This window comes from Lentzea sp. CA-135723 (assembly GCF_050936595.1).
GTDB lineage: Bacteria > Actinomycetota > Actinomycetes > Mycobacteriales > Pseudonocardiaceae > Lentzea.
Genome location: NZ_JBNJMK010000001.1, coordinates 2,094,394 through 2,114,846, shown reverse-complemented (window position 1 = coordinate 2,114,846; position 20,453 = coordinate 2,094,394). Strand labels below are relative to the sequence as shown.

15 protein-coding genes are annotated in these 20,453 nt (G+C 70.7%); 2 read left to right on the top strand and 13 right to left on the bottom strand.

The genetic code is table 11. The features are described from left to right. Positions 1–38: 38 nt before the first annotated feature. The 13 genes from ACQEU1_RS09155 to ACQEU1_RS09095 form a co-directional block, all read right to left on the bottom strand. On the bottom strand, positions 39–2,174 hold the full coding sequence (locus tag ACQEU1_RS09155; protein WP_433198280.1) for a hypothetical protein: 2,136 nt from the start codon (positions 2,172–2,174) through the stop codon (positions 39–41). A gap of 412 nt (positions 2,175–2,586) precedes the next feature. Next, on the bottom strand, positions 2,587–3,798 hold the full coding sequence (locus ACQEU1_RS09150) for an ATP-grasp domain-containing protein (RefSeq protein ID WP_433198278.1): 1,212 nt from the start codon (positions 3,796–3,798) through the stop codon (positions 2,587–2,589). Further along, complete coding sequence (locus tag ACQEU1_RS09145) at positions 3,791–5,011, bottom strand: MFS transporter (RefSeq protein ID WP_433198276.1); 1,221 nt, start codon at positions 5,009–5,011, stop codon at positions 3,791–3,793. The genes ACQEU1_RS09150 and ACQEU1_RS09145 overlap by 8 nt, the downstream gene beginning before the upstream one ends. Continuing rightward, the gene (locus ACQEU1_RS09140; RefSeq protein WP_433198274.1) at positions 5,008–6,117 is read right to left on the bottom strand and encodes an aminotransferase class V-fold PLP-dependent enzyme; all 1,110 of its coding nucleotides are present in this window, start codon (positions 6,115–6,117) and stop codon (positions 5,008–5,010) included. The genes ACQEU1_RS09145 and ACQEU1_RS09140 overlap by 4 nt, the downstream gene beginning before the upstream one ends. 10 nt (positions 6,118–6,127) lie before the next feature. After that, a complete protein-coding gene (locus ACQEU1_RS09135; protein WP_433198272.1) occupies positions 6,128–7,087 on the bottom strand; it encodes a proline dehydrogenase family protein in 960 nt (319 codons plus the stop codon). Continuing rightward, positions 7,084–8,211, bottom strand: coding sequence for a fatty acid desaturase (locus ACQEU1_RS09130; protein ID WP_433198270.1), 1,128 nt, complete (start codon positions 8,209–8,211; stop codon positions 7,084–7,086). The genes ACQEU1_RS09135 and ACQEU1_RS09130 overlap by 4 nt, the downstream gene beginning before the upstream one ends. A 136-nt stretch (positions 8,212–8,347) precedes the next feature. Continuing rightward, positions 8,348–10,243 (bottom strand): prolyl oligopeptidase family serine peptidase, encoded by a 1,896-nt coding sequence (locus ACQEU1_RS09125; protein WP_433198268.1) that lies wholly within the window; start codon positions 10,241–10,243, stop codon positions 8,348–8,350. A 28-nt stretch (positions 10,244–10,271) separates the two neighbouring features. Further along, positions 10,272–11,261 (bottom strand): enolase C-terminal domain-like protein, encoded by a 990-nt coding sequence (locus ACQEU1_RS09120; RefSeq protein WP_433198266.1) that lies wholly within the window; start codon positions 11,259–11,261, stop codon positions 10,272–10,274. Beyond that, entirely contained in the window at positions 11,258–12,487 is a 1,230-nt protein-coding gene (locus ACQEU1_RS09115) for an ATP-grasp domain-containing protein (RefSeq protein WP_433198264.1), read from the bottom strand. The genes ACQEU1_RS09120 and ACQEU1_RS09115 overlap by 4 nt, the downstream gene beginning before the upstream one ends. Positions 12,488–12,514: 27 nt before the next feature. After that, complete coding sequence (locus ACQEU1_RS09110) at positions 12,515–13,768, bottom strand: ATP-grasp domain-containing protein (RefSeq protein ID WP_433198262.1); 1,254 nt, start codon at positions 13,766–13,768, stop codon at positions 12,515–12,517. 37 nt (positions 13,769–13,805) lie between these two features. Next, on the bottom strand, positions 13,806–14,378 hold the full coding sequence (locus ACQEU1_RS09105) for an aspartyl/asparaginyl beta-hydroxylase domain-containing protein (RefSeq protein ID WP_433198260.1): 573 nt from the start codon (positions 14,376–14,378) through the stop codon (positions 13,806–13,808). A gap of 49 nt (positions 14,379–14,427) precedes the next feature. After that, positions 14,428–15,639, bottom strand: coding sequence for an MFS transporter (locus ACQEU1_RS09100; protein WP_433198258.1), 1,212 nt, complete (start codon positions 15,637–15,639; stop codon positions 14,428–14,430). Next, on the bottom strand, positions 15,630–16,958 hold the full coding sequence (locus ACQEU1_RS09095) for a hypothetical protein (RefSeq protein WP_433198256.1): 1,329 nt from the start codon (positions 16,956–16,958) through the stop codon (positions 15,630–15,632). The genes ACQEU1_RS09100 and ACQEU1_RS09095 overlap by 10 nt, the downstream gene beginning before the upstream one ends. A 621-nt stretch (positions 16,959–17,579) precedes the next feature. Between ACQEU1_RS09095 and ACQEU1_RS09090 the strand changes: the two genes are divergently transcribed. Next, on the top strand, positions 17,580–19,211 hold the full coding sequence (locus ACQEU1_RS09090) for an MBL fold metallo-hydrolase (protein WP_433198254.1): 1,632 nt from the start codon (positions 17,580–17,582) through the stop codon (positions 19,209–19,211). Between the two features lie 2 nt (positions 19,212–19,213). After that, complete coding sequence (locus ACQEU1_RS09085) at positions 19,214–20,452, top strand: hypothetical protein (RefSeq protein ID WP_433198252.1); 1,239 nt, start codon at positions 19,214–19,216, stop codon at positions 20,450–20,452. Position 20,453 lies beyond the last annotated feature (1 nt).

Below are 20,453 nucleotides of genomic sequence, written 5' to 3'. Positions count from 1 at the left end.
GGGGAGGTTCATCGGGTGACTCCTGGCAACGGGCCTGGTCAGGGGGTGGGGAGCGACGCCACGTGCACGGCGTTGTCCGGCCCGCGCACGGCGACCCAGGACGAGCCGTTCGTGCCGGCCGCCGCGCCGACCGCGCCGGTGAGCGCGTTGCTCACGAACTGGTCGCGCTTGAACCACCAGGTGCCCGCGCCGTCGACGAGGTCCTGCTGCCACAGCGTGTAGTCGCTGCCGCGCACGAACACGTTGACCCGGTCCCCGTTCGCGAGGGCCGTCGGGCTGCCGCTGATCACGCCGCCGAGCGAGGTCCACGCGGACCAGCCGTTCGCGGTGCGCTTGCGGTACCAGGCGGAGTCGTCCTGCAGCCGGACCGTGACGAACGTGCCGGCGGACACCGTCGCGGCCGACGGCCTGCCGTAGATCTGCTGGTTGCCGGGCGAACCGACCGACGTCCAGGTGGCGTTGCTCTTGTCGCGCGTCCACACGCGACCGTCGGCGCCGCGGCCGAAGAGGCTCCAGCTGTCCGGACCGGTGAACGCGACCGACACCGAGTCGGTCAGGCTGCCGCCGAGCGAGGACCAGTTGCCCCACTTGTTGTTCGCGAAGGTCCGTTGGTAGGCCACGTTGTCCGTGCCGCGCACGAAGAGGTCGATGCGGCCGTTGGCACTGGCGAACGCCGAAGGCTGGCCGAGGATCTGACCGTTCTTGGGGCCGCCGAGCACGACCCAGTTGCGCCACTCGCCGTTGACCATCGACCGCTGCGTGAGGCGGCCGGACTTGTCCCGCGCGAACGTGGCCATCGTCTTGTCGTCCCAGCGAACCAGCGCCGGGCTGGCCGAGGTCTCGCCACCGACGTCGGTGCCGGGCACCGCCGTCTCGCCGCGCAGCTTGAGGAACGCGGTGCCGTGTGCGGGAACCGTGACGGTGATCTTGTCGGTCGTCGTGCCCTTGTCGGCGCGCGCCCGCAGGTCCCGGACGCTGACGGTGCCCTTGAGGCCGGTGTCGGCGACGTTGACCGAGAACTCCGCCGGCTGGTCGTTGCGGTTCAGCACCGCCACGGCCCGCTCGCCCTTGCCCTGCAACACCTTGCTGTACACGTCGACGTTGTTCGAGCCCGCGACCCGCACGCCCTGGATGGCCAGCGGGTCCTGGTCCACCGCGATGATCTCGGGGTTCTTCAGCGTGTCGATCATCGACTGCGGCAGCGTGCGCGGGTCCGACCCGATGATGAGCGGCGAGGCCATCACCGACCACATGACGAGCTGCGAGGTCGACTCCTCCTCGTTGAGCTCGTACGTCCCCTGCTCCGTCTTGCGCATCGGAATCAGGTAGTCGGGGTCGTTGTAGTGACCGGGCCCCTGCGCGCCGGGCCGGTAGAGGTTGCGGTCCATGTTGCGCAGCACGTCGCGCCAGATGCCTTCGTACGGCGTGCCGAACGCGACGTCGGTGCTCGTCCGCCACGAGTCACCGACACGCGGCCCGTACGTGTAAGCCACGTACGCCGTCTGGTCCCAGCGGTGCGGCACACCCCACTCGTCCGTGACGGGGTTGCACAGGTTGAGGATCATCTTCCGCCCGGCCTTCTGCACGGCGGCGGAGAACTGCGTGAAGGCGACGGCCGGGTCCATGTTCTGCGCGATGCCGCACAGGAAGTCGATCTTGATGGCGTCGAACTTCCACCCGGCGAACTGCCTGGCGTCGGCCTCGTAGTACCCACCACCACTGCCGGCGGCGCAGTTCTTGCCGTCCCAGGCCCCGGCATCGGTGTAGATGCCCGCCTTCAACCCCTTGGCGTGCAGCTTCTCCGTGAGCTTGGAGAACCCGGACGGGAACCGCGCGGGGTCGGGCACCAGCGAACCCCTGCCGTCCCGCGGCGGGCTGGCGTTCCACCCGCCGTCGATCCACACGATGTCGTACCCGGCCTTCGCCAGGCCACTGCTCACGAGGTGGTCGGCCACCCCGAGCACCTTCTCCTCCGACGCCGCCCCAACGGCGAAGTAGGAGTTCCACCCCATGTACGGCGTGCGCGCGACGCCGGAGTCGTAGTAAGTGGGCGCCCCTTGGTCGACGCCCGCGTGCTCAACGGGGCCGGACGTGGCAGCAGGAGCGGCGGCGACCGCCGTGGGCACCACCAACGCGAACGCGATGGCGGCCGCGGACAGCAGGGTTCTCGGCATACCCGTACCTCTCGTCGTCGAGTGGCCAAAGCATGCTTCGGTCACCCGATCGCGTCAAGAATAAATACTAAATTAAGTTTAGAAATCCCTGCGCCCGTACGCACCGTAACAGCCCTCCGACCTATGGCAACGGTCTGCGCCTGATCCGGCGGCATCCTGTCCGATCCAGGCCAAGGTCCTCGGAGGTGTCGAGTGTTCAGGGGCAGCCGAGTTGCCCCCGAACACACGTCTGCCCGGCTCGTCGTACGAGCCGGGCAGGAGGTGACGAGAGGGAGGGTGGAGGGAGGGTCTGTGCCTGGCGTCCCCGGCGAGGGTTCTGGCAGGCGGCATCGCTCGCACCCCGCCTGGCCGAAACGCCGGCTTCACCAACGCAGACACCGCGTGCAAGCCGTGCGCTCGCGGGCGGCACCCGCTACACGGTGAAGGGGATCGTCGCGGCCAGCTTGATGTCGAACGTGGTCGCCGTGATCGCCTCCTGCGCCGCCGCGACCGCGCTCTCGGCGGTCGAGCCGGTGGCCCGTGCGTGCGCCAGGCGGGACCACGAACCGGACAGGCCGGTCAGGTCGGTGCCCGGCTCGTGCAGCGCCGTCACGGTGGGCGGGGCGGTCATGCCCGCGAAGGTGCCCGCGGCCGTGGGAGGCGCGTACCAGATGGCCTCGTGGTGGGAGGGCTTCGGGCGGGCCTCCTCCAGGACCGGCCGGCGCAGCGTCTGGCGGACCTGCAGGTCGACGAGGTCCACGCCCGTGGCGTCGCGGACCAGGTCGAAGATGAAGTCGCCGCCGATGCGCAGGTGGGTCTCGATGATCCGCGGGCCTGCGGTGGTCAGGACCACCTCGGTGTGCGTGGCGCCCAGCTGGACGTCCAGGGCCTTGAGCACGTCGGTCACGTAGTTCTCGATGGCCGCCTGGTCCGCCGGGTCCAGCTCGGCCGGGCAGACGTGGCCCAGTTCGATCAACGAGTGGGGGTCCGAGTACTTCTTCGTGATGGCGACGACCACGTGCTCACCGTTGTCGCTGAACGACTCGACGCTGAACTGCGCGCCCACGTGGAACTGCTCGACCATCACCTCCGCCCGCGTGACGCCCAGGAAGTCACCCGACGCGACGGCGTAGGCCTCGGTCGCCTCGGACACGGACCGCACCACCCGGACGCCGCAGCTGCCGGAGGCCGCGACGGGCTTGACGACCAGCGGGTAGCCGTGGCGCGTGCCGAAGTCGATGATGTCCGAGGGCGAGGTGACCAGGGCGGCGGCCGTGTCGTCCACGCCGGAGGAACGCAGGCGCTCGCGCATCGCGTCCTTGTCGGACACCGCGCGGACCGTGCTCGGGTGGTGGGTCGGCACGCCGAGCGCGGCGCCCACGGCGGCGGCGCGTTCCTGGTCGAGCTCCCAGAACGCGCCGATGCGGGTGACCGGTTCCGGGATCGCCCTGGCCTGGGCGACGACCTCCTCGATCGGCGCGCCCTTGGGGATGGCGATGATGCGCTGGTGGCCTTCCGGCACGCCGAACTTGGTCAGGCTCTCCGGGCGGCAGATCAGGCTCGTGGTCACATCGGGATGCGCGCGCAGCAGCGTCCCGTAGTCGATGTTGGGGCCGTGCCCGAAGATCAGGACGTGCTCAGACATGTGTCACTTCCGATGTGGTGGTCGTCGGCCTGAAGGCCATGATCATGAGCGCTGTCGCGGCGGCGAACAGGGCCGCCAGGATCACCCAGCCGAGGGCGGCGGCCGGGAGCACCACCGCGGTGATGAGCACGGGGCCGAACACCAGCTCGGTGCTCGCTCCCGCGCTGAAGAGCGACAGGTAACGGCCGCGCGCCGCGGGAGGCGCCATGGCGTAGGACATCTCCCACGCCGCGATGGTGTGCATGTTCTCGCCGATGGTCAGGGCGACGACGGCGGCCGCGGCCAGCACGAGCGCCCAGCCGGTGTGCTCCGCCACCAGGAACAGCGCGCAGGACAGCAGCATGAACGCACAGCCGCGACGCAGCATCCTGGCCGCCTGCGCGACCCCCTTGAGGTTGCGGGACAACGTGATCTGCAGCAGCACCGTCAGCACGGTGTTCACCGCGAGCAGCAGCGGACCCACCGGGCCCGGCAGGCCCTGGCGCACGATCCACAGCGGCAGCAGGACGAACAGGATCGCGTCGTGCAGCAACAGGATCGCGTTCGCGGACGTGAGCACGAGGAAGCGCAGGTCGCGGAACGGAGTGCGCGGCGCGCGGTCCTCCTCGGCCGGCGCGGTGCGGGTCACCTTGCCGATCAGCAGCATCGCGCCCGCCGCGGACAGCAGCGCCAGCGCGTCCAGCACGAACGCCGCCTGGAACCCCAGCCGGGAGCCGGTCAGCTGGGCCAGCGCCGTGACGAGGAACCCGCCGGTGAGACCGATGTTGTTGAACGCCCGCAACGTCGCGGTCGTCCTGGCCCTGGTCGACTCGTCCTCCACCTCGCCGACCACGACCTGCAACAGCGGCAGGCACGCACGGGTCGCGGCGGCGATGACGGTCGTGACGACCAGATAGCCCACGACCTCGGTGACGAACACGTAGCTCACGAACCCGGTGGCGCGCACCACCATGAGTCCTATGTAGACGCGGTTGGGGCCCACCCGGTCGGCGAGACTGCCGAACGGCACGGGGGACAGCAGTCCCGCGACGTTCGCGATCGAGAGCACGAGACCGACCGTGACCGCCTCGATGCCGAGCATCGGCACGAAGTACAGCATCGGCACGGCCAGGAACAGGCCGATGGTCAGCGAGTCGATCCCGGCGCAGAACGTGAGCAGCCTGCCGGACCTGGTCCGCGGGACCAGGCCCTCGGTGAGCACCTTCACGTTCACGGCTGGAGGATCTCGGCGAGCGCCTGGCCTGCCGCGGCCACGTCGTCGAGGGTGTTGTAGTGGTGCACGGACAACCGGACGGCCGTCTCGACGCCGCGTTCGGCCATGTAGATCGGCGTGTGGTTGCCGGTGATCTTCCAGCCGTTGATGCCGCGTTCGGCGAGACCGTCGCGGATGCGTTCCGCCGGCACACCGGAGTGGTGGAACGAGGCGATTCCCGAGTGGACGGTGCCGGGCTCGATCCGGTCGACCGGGAGCTCGGCCAGCGTCGCGCGCAACGCCTGGTAGATCTCCTGGTCCGCGTAGGTGACGTCGGCGAGCGCGGCGTGGAAGCCGAGCGCGGACGCGGTGGTCCGTTCGGCGAGCTCGAGCGACCGGGCGCTCGTGTCGTCGACCACGTACCTCTCCGGGGAGACGACGTGGGCGACGTGCAGGTCGTGCGTCTCCACCTGCAGCGCGTCGCGCAGTTCCGGTGCCACGTAGGCGAACCCGGTGCCGCGCGGACCGCGCAGGAACTTGCGGCCGGCACCGGTGAGGAGCTGGCACCCGATCTCGGCGACGTCGATCGGCACCTGGCCGATCGACTGGCACGCGTCGACCGCGTAGAACGCGCGCTGCCCCGCGAGGATCCGGCCGATCTCGGCGACCGGGTTCACGATGCCGCAGCCGGACGGGATGTGGGTGATCGAGACGAAAGCCACGTCGCCGTTGACGTTGGCGGCCATCCACTCCAGGTCGAGATCACCGGTGGCGGTGGTCGGGATGATCTCGATCGCGCAGCCGGTGCGGTCGCGCAGGACGTGCAACGAGATCAGGTTGCCCGCGTACTCGTAGGGGCTCACCCAGACCCTGTCCGCGGGGCCCAGCTGAAGCCGTGACACCACCCGAACCCACGCCCGCGTCGCGCTGTCGAAGAACGCGACGTCGCCGACCGGGGCACCCACGAGGTGCGCGATGCGCTCGTACAGCTCGTGTTGCAGGACCTTGTCGTAGTGGAGCTCGGTCTCGTACGCACCGTGCTCCACCTCCCTGCGCACGCAGTCGAGCATCGCGTCGGCGACGGCGGCCGGCATGATGCCCGCGCCCGCGGTGTTCAGGTGGATCATGTGAGCTCCTTCAGTACTGCGCGCCGAAGACGACCCGATCGGGGTCGGCCAGGTCGGCGAGCGCGGTGATCACGGTCGGCGGGTGCTCTGCGACCCGGTGCAGCAGGTGCAGCCACCAGTTCTCGCCGTAGGTCAGGTAGACCCGGCAAGCAGTTCCTGCCTCGCGGTGTGCGCGCAGCAGTTCGGGTTGCACGCCGTGCAGCATCTCGATCTCGTCGACGCGGTCCAGCAGCCCCTGGTTCCGCGCGAGGCCGAGCAACGTCGCGTCGTGCGTCGCCAGGGCGAGCCGGGTGCCCGCGCCGGCGAACCGCTCCGCCAGCTCGAGGTACCGGTCGGTGAGCTCGCCCCCGCGGGGGAGCGCGACGTCGGCCGGTTCGGCGTACACGCCCTTGACCAGCCTCACCTTCGCCCCGGTCGCGGCGACGGCGGGGAGGTCGTCCGCGGTGCGGTGCAGGTGCGCCTGGACGGTCACCCCGACGTTGTCGTGGTGCTGGGCCAGCTTGAAGAACACGTCGAGGATGTCGTCGACGAGCTCCGAGCGCTCCATGCTGATCACGACCGACGAGTCGTGCCGCGCGGCGGTCTCCAGGATCCTGGCGGTGTTGTCCAGCGCCAGTCCCGGTGACCGCAGCATGCCGACGGCAGTGAGGTCGAAGCCGAGCTGGACGGGCACGGGCGTCCTGGCGAGCAGCGAGAGGTAGCCGGTGACGACGGCCTCGATCTCGGCCGGGTCGGTGATCTCCTCACCGACCGCCTCGACGGAGGTCAGGTATCCCTTGCCGGTCAGCGTGACCACTCGGTCGAGGACCTCGTCCTCGTCCGCGGCGGCCACGAACCGGCGTGCGGCCGGAGCGAACGCGGTGCGCAACGGGGAGCCGGGCGCGGCGAACGCCGAGCGCAGTTCCGGGTTCGCCGCGAACGAGCGCAGGCTTCGCCCCGCCGCGCCGAAGTCGGTGCTGTCGATGGTCATTTGCCGGCCTTTCCCGCGGTGATCATCATCAGGGTGGCGAAGCTCGGGCCCGCGGTGTGGTCGCCGCCGTTCTGCCGCCACTGCCGGTACTTGACCGCGTAGCTGACGACCGTCTCCTTGCCCCTGCGGTCCGCCGGTCGCGTGAACACGCCCGCCCACAGGCTGTCCCACCGCGCGTAGCCGGGGTCGTTCAGCAGCACCTCGTGCGCGCGCTTGAGGTTCCAGAACGGCAGGCCGGTGTTGAGGTGGTGCACCAGGTGGAAGCGGTCGTTGTGCCTGCTGAAGAGGAACCGCTCCCACAACCTGCCGTGGCGGTTGCGGGTGAGCAGCACGCGCTTGGACTCGCCCTCCGGCATCGGGTAGTGCTCGGCCAGCTCGGAGATCCAGCCCACGGCGACGCTGGTCGTGCACAGCGGCACGAACCAGAACAACAGGAGCTCGGGCAGGAAGCCGAAGTACGCGCAGACGCCGATGATGAGCGCCCACTCGGCGGCGAAGATCGCCCGTTCCGCCTTGATCGGCATCGGCTGGGACATCTGGGGGACCGACGGGTCGAGGTGGAACCGTTCGCGGATCAGGTACTTGAGGTAGGAGAAGATCCTCAGGCCCAGCAGCGAGAACACGACCTCGCGCAGCACGAGCGTCCGGCTCGACCTCGCCGGGTCGTAGAGGCCCAGGTCGAGGTGGAAGCGGTAGTCGGGGTCGAGGTCGGGGTCACCGAGGTTGCGGTGGTGCAGCCCGACGTGCGTGTTGCGGTAGGGCCCCTGGAGCTGGAAGACCAGGTAGCCGCTCAGCACGGTGCCGCCGAGGACGTTCAGGACCGGGTTGGACGCGAACGTCTTGTGCGACGACTCGTGCAGCAGGTGTGCGAGAAAGCGTTGCGTGGTACCGATCAGCACCGCGGAGAGCGGGAAGAACCACCACGAGACGCCCACGCAGAGGAAGACCGAGAACGCGATCAGCGCGAACTCGAAGAGGACGGCGAGGGGGCCGTGCCAGTTGTCCGTGCGGCACAGGGCCTTCAGGCCGCGCCGGACCTCAGGGGTCAACCGGTCGAACGTGAGCTCGTCGAACCGCCAATCGGCTGTGTCGTCCGGATCGGCGACGGTTTCCGCTAACGACATCGTCTTCTTTCCTCACTGGGTCGTGTCCTGCGGGTCTGGTTCGAGGAGAGTCACGGCCGGGAGTCCGGGGCCTCGGCCGCGACCGTCTCGGACGGACTTGCAGGACACGACCTGGGCGAGCCGGACGCGTCCGGGTTCAGTCGCCCACCGCCGGGGCGAACCCGAACGCGCGGCCGTAGAGCCGCAGTTCGGCCCTCAGGCATTCGGCGATCGTGTCCGCCCGGCGGAAGCCGTGTCTCTCCCCGGGAAATGTCAGGTACTCGTGCGGGACGCCACCGGCCGCGAGACCGGCGACCAGCGCCTCCGCCTGGGCAGGCGGGCACACCGTGTCGTCCAGCCCTTGGCACAGCAGGATCTCCGCGGTGATCCGGCCCACGTGGTGCACGGGCGAGCGGTCGCGGTAGTCGGCGCGGCGGTCGGGCCACGGCCCGACCAGGCCGTCGAGGTAGCGCGACTCGAAGTCGTGGGTGCCTCGGGTGCGCCAGCCCTCGAGGTCGAGCACGGGGTAGTGGATCGTGGCGGCGCGGTAGAGGTCGGGCACGGTCGTCAGCGAGGCCGCGGCGGTCCAGCCGCCCGCGCTCCCGCCGCGGATCGCGACGCGGTCGGTGACCCCCTCCGCGAGCAGGGCACGGGCGACGGTCGCGCAGTCGGCGACGTCGACCAGGCCCCAGTTCTCGCGCAGCCCTTCGCGGTAGACGCGGCCGAAGCCGGTCGACCCGCGGTACTGCACGTCCACCACGCCGATGCCCCGGCTGGTGAAGTAGGAGATCTCCGTGTTGAGCACGCGGTGGCTTCTGCTCGTCGGTCCACCGTGGACGAACACGACGTACGGCGGCAGCTCGCCGTCCGGTCCGGTGTGGCCGGGGTTGGCCGGCGGGTACAGGTGGGAGTGGACGCCGTCGTCGACGCGGTGCACGGGAACGGAGAAGTGCTCGTCGTGCGCACCCGCGATCTGACGCAGCACCTGGTGCTCTCCCGTGGCGGGATCGATCAGCACCACCGCGCGGCGGTGCCGTGGCCCCGCCGCGACGACCGCGACCCGTTCGCCGTCGGTGGCGGGGTAGAACCACTCGGTGTACGGGCTGGCGACGTCGCGCAGCCCGGCGTTGGAGACGACACCCAGATGGCGGCCGCTCGTGCCGTGGAACACCGCCGTCGTCCCGTCCGCGAGCGGGAGTGCCCAGCGCAACCCGATGCGCCACAACGCTTCGCCGAACTCCTCTGGCCGTTCGCACAACGGCGTCACGTCGCCGTCGGCGGTGACGCGGTGGAGGTTCCACCAGCCGGTGCGGTCGGTGAGGGCGAGCAGCGTGCCGTCCGGTGCCCAGTCCGCCTGCGTCACCGACTCCGCCGGCCCGCCGAGCACCACCGCGGGCGCGCCGAGCGTGCCGTCCGCCGCGATCCCGGCGACGAGCAGTTCCGTGCCGTCCCAGGGCATCGCCGGGTGGTTCCAGCCGAGCCACGCCACCTGGTCGCCCCGAGGCGAGACCCGCGGCCCGGTCATGAAGTCGTGCGACGCGGCGAGCACGCGCACGCGTGCGGGGTCGTCGGCCGCGCCGCCGTCGAGCGGCAGGGCGACGAGGTGCCGCGTCACCTTGGTCGCGGCGGCGTCGAGCACCGTCTCCCGCAGGCAGAGGACCTCGTCGCCGCGGACCGAGAAGTCCGCGTACCGCAGGGAGATCTCGCCGTCCGCCGGGCTCAGCGGCACCGGCTCGCCGCCGTCGACGGCGCGGTACACGCGGTCGTCGCCGAAGGAGGAGAAGATCACGTCCGTGGCGGACGTCGCGGTCCACGGGCGTCCGCCGTACTCGATCACCTTGGAGCGCACGTCCCAGCCGGGCAGGACCTCCACCGGACCGCCGGCGGTGTGCCGCATCAACGCGTTGCGGCCGCCCTCCGCCGGAAGGGTCTCGGTCCACCAGGCCTCGGTGCCGGCGAACCCGACCCACTCCAGCAGGGCCTCCCCGGCGGCCACCGCGTCGGCGTCGATCGGGGACGGCCAGGCGCCGTACGGCGTCGTGATCGTGTCCATCTGTGGCGGATTTCCTCTCACGACCAGGTCAGGCGGCGATGACCGGCACGCCGGGCGCCGAGCTGTCGAGCCGGTAGGACATGACGGGTTCGGTGTCCACGAGCCAGAAGTGGCCGTCGAGGTCGGTCCAGTCGCACAGACCGGCGACCTGCGCGGCGTAGGCGATGGCGCGTGGCGGTTCGAGGAAGCAGCCGAGCATCCTGGTCGCACCCCGCTCGGCCAGGTCCGTGAGCACCGCACGGCCCGGCAGCAGTCCGCCGAGGCGCATGAGCTTCGTGTTGGCGCCGTCGGCGATGGCGATCGCCGCGGCGACGTCCGCCGCGGTGTTGACGCCCTCGTCGAGGATCACGGCCGTGCCCGGCAGCGCCGCCCGGATCTCGGCGAGCAGGCTCCTGTCGCGCACCGGGTCCTCCAGCACCGCCGGCGCGATCTCGGTGACGACAGCGCGCAGGCGCTGCCAGTCGGCCGCGTCCCAGCCGCAGTTGACGTCGAGGATCACCGGGCCGGGCACGCCCACGAGACCCGCGAGCACGGCGTCGTCGTCCCGGCCGCCGAGCTTGATCTTCACCGGCCGCACCGCCGCCGGGATCTCCTCGCCGATCGGCACGGTGTGCAGCAAGCGCACCTCGCCGGGCTCCGGCAGGTCGACGAGGCGCCACACCGGCACCCCGGCCTGCTTCGCGGCGCGGTCGAGGAAGGCCATCTCCACCAGCATCCTGGCGGGGCCGGAGGCGAGGTCGCCCGCCGCGAGCAACGCCGCGCAGAGCTCCGCCGTGGTCCTCGGACCGCGCGCGTCGACCTGCGCGGCGAGCGCGGCGGCCTCCTGCGCGATCTGCCGCGAGTCCTGGCCGTACCCGAGGTCGGCCGCGATCTCGCCGAGCCCCGACTCGCCGTCACCGGAGACGACGAGGCGGACGATGTCGACGGACTCGATCGTCATGTGCGAGATCTCGAAGGACCGGCGCAGCGGCAGCGGTTCGACGCTGACGTCGATCGTCAGGCGGGTGTCGCTGATCATGCGGGCTCCACCTCGAACTCGACGGACTCCACGAGCTCGGCCGCGAGCCTGCGGGCGGCACCGGGCGTCTCGGCGCCCACGACCACCGCGCCGACCCTGTCCTCGCCCGAGCTGAACGGCCGCACCACGTCTCCCTCGCCGACGGCGAGCTCCGCGTAGAGCACGGCCGGGTGCGCCTTGACCGCGTCCCACCCGGAGATCGCGGTGATCCGCCCGGCGGGCGGCACGAAGTACCGCGACGCCGCGGCACCGGTGGTGTTGAAGAACTTCGGCGGGTCGCCGGCGTCGAGCGCGTCGTCGTACGCGAGCCCGTACAGCTCGATGCCGGGGATGGTGTGCTCCAGCATCTTGTGGATCCAGCCACCGCCGATGCGGGCGTGCACCTCGCCGAGCACGACCCCGCCGCTGTTGAGCCACAGCTCGACGTGGAACAGCCCGTGCGTCAGGCCGAGCGCCTTCAGCGCGGCGACCACCGTCGCCTCGATGCGTTCCCCGTCCGCCCTCGGCAGCCCGGACGGCAGCACGTGGCCGATCTCCACGAAGTACGGCGGCGGGAGCTTCTCCTTGGCCGTCACCGCGAACACGTGCGGTTCACCGCCGAGGAACACGCCCTCGACGCTGAACTCTGCACCGGTGACGAACTCCTCGACGAGGAACTCGTCGGGGTTCGGGAGCGCGGCGACGGCCTCGGCCAGCTCCGCCCCGCCGGACGCGAGCTTCACGCCCTCGCTGCTGGAACCGTCCCTGGGCTTGACGACCCACGGGCCGGGGACCGACGCGGCGAACTCCTCCGCGTCGGCGAGACTCCGGCAGACCCTGACCCGGGGCTGGCGGAATCCCGCCGCGGTCAGCGCCTCACGGCACGAGTCCTTGGTGCGGATCCGCCGGACGGCGTCCGGGTCGTTGCCCGGCAGCCCCAGGGACGTGGCCGTCTCGGCGACGGCGACCTGGGCCATCTCCCTGACCCCGAAGACGACGTCGAACCCCTGGCCCGCAGCCCACTTGGCGACCGCACCGGGGTCGGTGTGGTCGACCGCGGAGGCGGCGTCGGCGGCCGCGCTGACGGCGGGGGTCGCCGCGAGCGTCTCCTCCAGGTTGGTGACGTGCGTGGTCAGGCCGCGGGCGGCGGCCTGACGCAGCGCGGCCACGGCGACGTCGACGCTGAGCGTCATGTCCCCGCCGCCACCGACCAGGAGCAGCCGGCGTTCTTCGGGTGGAGTGGTCATCCTCGTCGTCCTCGGGAGATAGCCGGCTCAGCGCAGCCGGAAGATGGCGTCCTTGAGTTGCTGCACGCGCTCGTAGTCGCGTTCGAGCTGGTCCGCCGAGTCGGTGGCCAGGTGCACGCCGAGGGTGCTGGTGTAGAGGTCGACGGTCGGCTTGATCCGCCCGCCCGCCTTGATCTTCACCCGCAGGTTGGTCAGCGAGGGCAGCGCCTCGAGCTGGGCCAGCGCGCCGGGGTCGATCTCCTCGACGGTCCCGTCCAGCTCGGTCGCCGTGATGACCAGGGCGCCGAACCTGTTGCGGCTGAACACCTTGCCCGCGTACCGGTCGAGGAACTCCTGCGGCCGGACCGCGGCGAGGGCGACCAGGTGGGCCTGGTCCACGCCCGTGCAGGCCCGCTGGAACTCCGGTGCGAGGCTGCCGCTGAGCCGGGCGCCGACCTCCACCAGTGCGGGCCCGTCCTCGGTGATGATCACCTCGGCGTGCGTCGGTCCCGACTGGACGCCGAGGGCGTCGAGCGCGGACGAGGTGTACTCGACCAGCGCCGCGACCTCGGGGGAGGCCGGGTCGAGCAGGTCCTCGCGGTCGTAGATGTTGTGCGTGCCCTGAAGCCGCTTGCGGTAGCGCGAGACACCGTTGGTGTACCGCTTCCCGCCGACGGTCACCATGTCCACCGTGTACTCGGTGCCCGCGAGGTACGACTGCACGAGCGCCTCGCGGTTGCGGGTCTCGAAGATGTCGCTCGCCCCGAGGACGACCTCGGCCGCCTTGCGGACCTCGTCGGGGGAGGAGCACACGGCCACGCCGTCGGTCGCGGCCGACGCGAGCGGCTTCACCACGACGGGGTACTCCCCGCGCTGCTCCGCCCACTCGACGATCGCCTCGGGGTCGGAGCTCTTGAACTGCTCCGCGCACCGCACCCCGGCACGCCGCAACGCCTCGATCATCTCGTACTTGTCGCGGCGGGCCCGCCAGGAGGCGGGGTCGTTGCCGGGCAGGCCGAGCAGCGCGTTCAGGCGGTCCGTCCACTCGACGCCGGGCTCCTGCCCGGTGACCACGGCGACCGGCGCGTACTCGGCGAGCACCCTCGCCGCCGCCTCCGGTGAGGTGCAGACGATGTTGGCGCGGTACGCCGACAGGTCGGGCAGGGTCATGGACGTCATCAGCTCGGCGCTGCTCTGCACGTGCACCACGTCCGCGCCGATGGCGGTGAACGCGGGCGGAAGGAAGTTGCCCGTGGTGTAGCCGTCGACGATCACGGCGACCGGGCGTGACTGTCCAGTCATGTGGGGGAGTCCTCCGTTGTGGGTCGGCGTGGTCAGATCACTCGACGATGGTCATCGTCAGGTGGATCCGGGTGTCGCCTCCCGCGTTGTAGGCGGAGTGGTGCAGCTTGGTGTTGAGGATGTGGATCCGGCCGTCGGTCGGGACGTGGTACGTCTCTCCGTTGCGGCGCAGCAGAAGCCGGGCGTCCTCGTTGGTCTTGATCGCCATGTGCGCGACGCGCGAGGCGTCGGTGTGCATGTGGTAGATCTCCGACGGGTGCAGCGCGACGAGCCGCATGCGGCCGATCTGGAACGTGAGGCTCTGGTAGATCTCGTAGAAGTAGGTGTCCTTCAGCTCCTCGTTGAAGAAGCCGAAGTCCGCCTCCTCGAAGTTCTTCTGGCCCGTCGCCTGGTCGAACTGCCCGTTGCCCGCGTCGTGCCACGGGTCCTGCGCGTCCCGGCGGTGGGTCAGGCCGAGCCTGCGCAGGCGGTGCTCGGGGTTGGCCGGGTCCGTCACCGGCACGCGGTCGACGACCTGCTGGTAGGCCTCGGTGATCTTCTCCGGGTCGAACTGGAGACCGGGCACGAGTTCGATCATGTCCGTGCGGGTTCCCGCGTCGGTCAGAGTCACTGGTCTGCCTTTCTGGTGGGAGTCACCGGTCGCGGCGCGACCAGGGCGATCACAGGTGCGCGGGTCGCCAACGCCGCAGGGCGAACGAGACCAGCGGTGAGCTGAGGAGACCCACGGCGGCGAAGCCGGCCGCGATGAGCAGCCAGGCGGGCCAGCCGTAGGTGATGGCCAGGCCGAGCACGGCGGGCGCCAGTGCCTCGGCGACACCGCCGCCGAGTCCGAACACACCCGAGTACTGCCCCTGGGCGTGCGGCGCGGCGAGGCCGAACGAGTACTCCATCGCCGCGGCCGCGTGCCACAGCTCCCCGAGCGTGTAGACGGCCGTGGACAACAGGAGCAGCCCGATGGCGACCTCGGCGTTCTGCGTGCCCGCGGTCGCCATGAGGACGAGGCCCGCCGCGACCGCGAGTCCCGCCCACCGCATCCGGACGCCCGCGGTGACGTGGTCGGAGACGTTGCGGCTGAGCACCACCTGCAACGTGATGATCATGGCGGTGTTCAGCACGAGCGCGACCGACACCATCCACTTGGGAGCTTCGGTGTGCTCGACGACCCAGAGGGGCAGCAGGAACGTGGGCACCGCGTAGTGCAGTGACATCAGGCTGTTCAGCGCGGTCGCGGCCAGGTACGGACGGTCGCGCAGCGCGATCCAGCGGCCGGAGTCCGCCGACGTGTGCGAGGGGGCGACCCGCGGCAGCCGCACGAGCATCGCCGCGCCCGCGAGGAACGACAGCGCGCGCCCGACGATCAGCACCAGGTACGCCGGCTTGCTGTCGATCTGCAGGGCGATGCCGGCGGCGAGCGAGCCGAGGGCGATCGCGAGGTTCACCACCGAGCGGAGGTAGGCGCGGTACGCGGCGGGGTTCTCGCCACCGAAGTGCCGGACCAGCGGAGCCTTGCTGGACTTGTCGGCGGCGAACACGAGTCCGATCAGGACGGACACCACGAGGTACGCGCCGAGCGAGGTGACGAAGGTGAAGCAGATCATCGCCGCGGCGCCGACGATCATGACGACGATCTGGGTCTCCCGCGCCCCGTAGCGGTCGGCGATCCTGCCGCCGAGGATCCCGGCCACGAGCCCGGTCATCGCACCGAGGAAGAGCCCGAGCGCGACCTGGGTCATCGGCAGGCCGACGATGCGGGTGAAGTAGAGGACGCTGCCCGCCATGAACATGCCGCTGCCGACCGCGTTCACGAAGTGGGCGATGGCGAGCGCCCGTTGCTCCCTGGTGTCGGGGAGCAGTCCGGTGATCACTGCCACGGCAGGTCCCGGTGGTCCTCGGCCGGCCAGTTCTCCCGCTGCCACGCCCGGAGCTCCCGCACGGGGCCTCCGGACGGCGCGATGAGCAGGCGTTCGCCGAACCAGTCCCGCAGCTCCTCGAACCGGCTCAGCATCGCCTCCTCCGAGTCCGCGGACACGAGCACCTGCGCGATGCGCGCGTTGGTGCTGCCCACGGCGTCGGAGAGCACCTGGCCGAAGGCGGCCTCCACCCGGACGTGCTCGACGCCGGGCAGCGCGCGCATCTCCGCCGGCGACGGGCAGTGGAACAACGTGCCCGGTCTGCCCATCAGGAAGGTGCTGCCGACTGTCTCCGGGCGCACCTTCACGTCTATCTCCGGCTTGATGCCGAGCAACGGCAGCAGGGCGCCCTCGCCGAGGTGCACGCCGAACTTGACCTGCACCTCCTCGTGCACCAGTGCGCCACCGCGGCGGGCGGCGCACTCGCCGAACGTCAGGGTGCCGGTCTTCTCGTCGTGGAAGAGCTCGAGGTGGAAGACGCCGTCACGCAGGCCGAGCGCGCTGATCGCCTTGTGCACGAAGGGTTCGCCCAGCTCGTACGCCCACGCCTCGCTGCTGGGGTCGAACCGGCGCAGCACCAGGGGGAGCGCGGAGTCGACGGTCGTGAGGCACGGGACGCTGTAGCGGCCGAGCGCGCAGAACAGGATCTCGCCGTCGTGCACGATCCCGTCGGCGACCCACTCGTCGCCCGTGACGAACTCCTCCAGGGTGAACGTGCGCTGGCCGGTGTGGTCCGCGCGGTACTTCGCACTGAGCGCGCGCAGCCGGGCGATGTCCTCGACCACCGACGTCATCGTGGTCGCGGCGCCGGCGATGGGCTTGAGCACCGCCTTGCCGAACGGCAGTTCGTCGAGGTCGCCGAGGTCGTGGATGTCGTCGATGACGTGGGACCGCGCGGCGGGGAGCCCCGCCTCCAGGATCCGCTGCTTCTGCAGCGACTTGTCGCGGAAGTGCAGTGCGGTGACGGGGTCGATGGCTCGGGCACCGAGGTGCTGGGCGAGCAGGCCCGCGGTGACCATGGCCCACTCGTCGGTGGTCTGCACGGCGTCGAACCGCCGTCCCGCGTACCCGTTGCGGTGCAGTGCTCCGAGCACGGCCTCCGGGCTCGACACGCTGTCCACGCGCAGCACGGTCACGCCCGCGGGGATCGGCTGGAGCGCGTAGTCGCGCTGGCCGCCGCCTTCGACGAGGACGGTCTCGACGTCGTGGCGCACGCAGGCCTCGAGCACGTACTTGTCGACGCCGAGCACCAAGACCAATGGACGAGTCAAAGCGGGCATGGACACACCGCATTTCGTTGCGGCCGGAGCGATCCCGGCTGGAGAAACTGGGCAGCACAGCAAAGCGAGCCGGCTGACCTTGCCCCCGGAAAAAGACTCGCCCCCCGAACCCGGCCGAGCAGCGCAAAGAAACCGCCCAACCCTGGATTCGCTGAATGTATATGCCAGTCGAGATGGGTCGTCAAGGCGGCCGGAGGGCAGGAGGCAGGAAACCCTGAAGTGCCGATTAGAAAATCAAATACTTGACATGGCGTCTCCGGAGGCGCTTAGACTTGGAATCAGCTCTGCGCCCGAGGGCCATTAGGGGTGGTGTCATCACTCGGGTGGAGTAATCAAAGGGGAGAAGTAGCAGCTTGCAGTCAGGGGAAGAGTCAGCCGAGGCGCGAACGGCCTGATCAGCTAGTCCGTTCGAGTCGAATCGGCCACATCCACGCACGTCGTTGCGTGGTCACTGGTAGATGCGTCAGCTCGCCGGCCGCGGTCGTGGCCGGTCGTCGCTGCGCGCGCCGATCATCGACCTGAATCCCGCACACGTGCGTGGAGTGCCTTTCCGGTGCCCTCCGCAAGTGAATTTGTCGACCCATTCGACGGCCTTGTCGAGCCTGTATGGAGAGAGAGAAAATGACTTCGGACACTTCGGCAGGGCGCTACCTCGCGACATCTACTGTTGTGCAGCCGCTCATCCACCGTTGGTATGCGCTTCCGTACTTCGCCGCACCGCACACGGGTGCGCTCAACCTCGCGAAGAGGCAGCTTCCCGCATTGCGCAGCTACCTCGCGGCACCGCACACGCACGAGGCAGCTCTTCGCAATCCGGACATGTTCGGCTCGCCATTCGTGAATCCGCGCGGTGGTGGTGTCGCGGCGATCGAGGAGCTGGTCGAGACCACCCTGAAGGAGGGCAGGCCGCGCCTGCAGCTCGCGGAGGACATCGACACCATGCGCGCGATCCTGCGCGAGAAGGCGGTCGGAGGGTCTCTCGCCGGGCTGTACGCGGAGCTGCCGCCGAGCCTGCACGGGATCTCCGAGCTCGTCTACGACACCGCGAACAGCCCCTCGCTGCGCTTCTTCGAGCCGCTGCTCTACCGCACGGCCGCGCTGCAGCCGGAGGCGCAGTGCATCTCGCTGCTGCCGCGGCACGACCCGGACCAGCCCTTCATCTACGGCTCGCCCATCTTCTCGCAGGGCCGCGCCGAGCTGAAGGTGCCGTTCTCCGCGCCCGAGCTGGGCGAGCTGTTCGCCGGCCACCGCCGCCGCGTCGACGTCGAGGCGCTGGTCGAGCTCTTCGAGCTGGAGGGCGTGCAGAAGGACATCTTCCGCGGCCTCTTCGTCGACCGCGAGCCGAGGCCCTACGAGCACGCAGAGCCCGGCCAGGTCCGCGTCCGCTACTTCGGGCACGCCAGCGTGCTGATGGAGTACGAGGGCTTCACGGTCATGACCGACCCGACCCTCGGCTACGACGACGACGGCTGGGACCACTTCACGATCGCGGACCTGCCAGAGCGGATCGACGTCGTGGTGATCAGCCACGGCCACTCCGACCACCTCTCGCTGGAGACGCTGCTGCAGCTGCGCGACCGCATCGGCACGATCGTGGTCCCGATGACGTCCGGCGGCACGCTGCCCGACTACAACATCCGCGTCTTCCTGGAGAGCTTCGGCTTCCGCAACGTGGTCGAGCTCGGCGAGGTGCAGTCGGCGGACTTCGGCGAGGCGCGGATCACCGCGCTGCCGTTCCTCGGCGAGCACGGCGACCTCGACATCCGCGGCAAGATGGTGCCGATGGTGCGCATCGGCGGCCGCGGCTTCCTGTTCGCCACCGACACCTCTCCCATGGACCCGTCGATCTACGAGCTCGTCGGCAGGGAGATCGGCACCGTCGACGCGCTGTTCATCGGCCTCGAATGCGTCGGCGCGCCGATGAGCTGGCTCTACGGCCCGCTGCTCGACAAGCCCATCAACCGCAAGGACGACCTGGCCCGCGGCCTGAAGGGCTCGTTCGCCGAGCCCGCGGACAAGGTGGCGCAGCAGGTCGGCGCCCGCAACGTCTTCGTGTACGCGCTCGGCATGGAGCCGTGGCTCAAGCACCTCACCGGGTGCTGGTACGACCCCGAGGCCGAGCAGATCCAGCAGTCGGAGATCCTCACCGAGCTCTGCGCGAAGCGCGGCGTGTCGTCGGAGCTGCTGTACATGGCGGCGGAACGCAGCTGGCCCGCCGGCAGCGACGCCGTCGCGCCGAAGAAGTCCCGTTAACCGTGCGCAGACTGGCGGTCGCCTACGAACAGGGCTCGGCGGGCCCCGCGGAACTCTCCGCGGCGGCCCGCGCGCTCGGCGTCGAGCCGGTGCTCGTGGTCGACTCCGCGTCGGCCCACGTCGCCCAGGTGCTGCCCGCGCTGCGTCGCCGCTTCACCCTCGTGGACACCGCCGGTGCGCCGACGGCCGAGGCGGCCGCCGAGGTCGTGGCGACCGGCGTCCACGGGGTCGTGACGTTCAGCGACCTGTGCCTGCCGATCGCCGCCGCCGTCGCCGAACGCCTCGGCACGCCGCACTGGCACTCCGCCGCCGTCACGGCCGTGCTGCAGGACAAGGCGGCGCAACGTGAGGCGTTCGCGGCCCGCGGGCTGGACGTCGTGCGGCACGCCGTGATCACCTCCGAGTCCGATGTGGACGGTGCGATCGCCGCGACCGGGCTGCCCGCCGTGCTCAAGCCCGCGGGCGGAACCGGCGGTCTGCGCGTGACCGGCGTCGAAAGCCTGGACGCCGCAAGGGAAACGGCGCGCCGGTTCCTGCCGGACGGTCCGCTCGTCGCCGAGGAGCTGCTGGTCGGCGATCCCGGCGTCGCCGGTCCGGAGTTCGGCGACTACGTCTCGGTCGAGGCCGCCGTGCACGAGGGCCGCGTGCTCCCGCTCGGTGTCGTCGGAAAGCTCCCGCTGGCACGGCCGTTCCGCGAGCGCGGGTTCTTCGTGCCCTCGACCGTCGACCAGGCCACGACCGCACGCGTGGTCGAGGTCGCGGAGGCCGCGGTGCTCGCCCTCGGCATCCGCACGGGGATCGTCCACACCGAACTGAAGCTCACCGCCGCCGGGCCGCGCCTCATCGAGGTCAACGGCAGGGCGGGCGGGCACGTCCCCGACCTGTTCGACCGCGCGTTCGGCTACTCCGTCGTCGAGGCGGCCTTCCGGCTCGCGCTCGGCGAGGCACCCGCACCGCCGGAGCAGGCCGGTGCGGGCGTCATCTACCAGTACGTGTTCCTGCCGCCGACCGACGCGACCGCCGTCGAGGGAGTCGACGGCCTCGCCGACCTGCACGCGCTCGCCGGGGTCGACCTGGTCGACGTCCGGGTGGGGCCAGGGCACGAGGTCGCCTGGCACGGCGGGGCGTTCAGCAGGCTGGGCAAGGTCTACGGCCGCGTGCCCGACCACAGCGCGCTCACCGAGCTCGTCGTCCGCATCGAGGACACCGCGAAGTTCCGCTTCACCCGCACCTGCCAGTAGG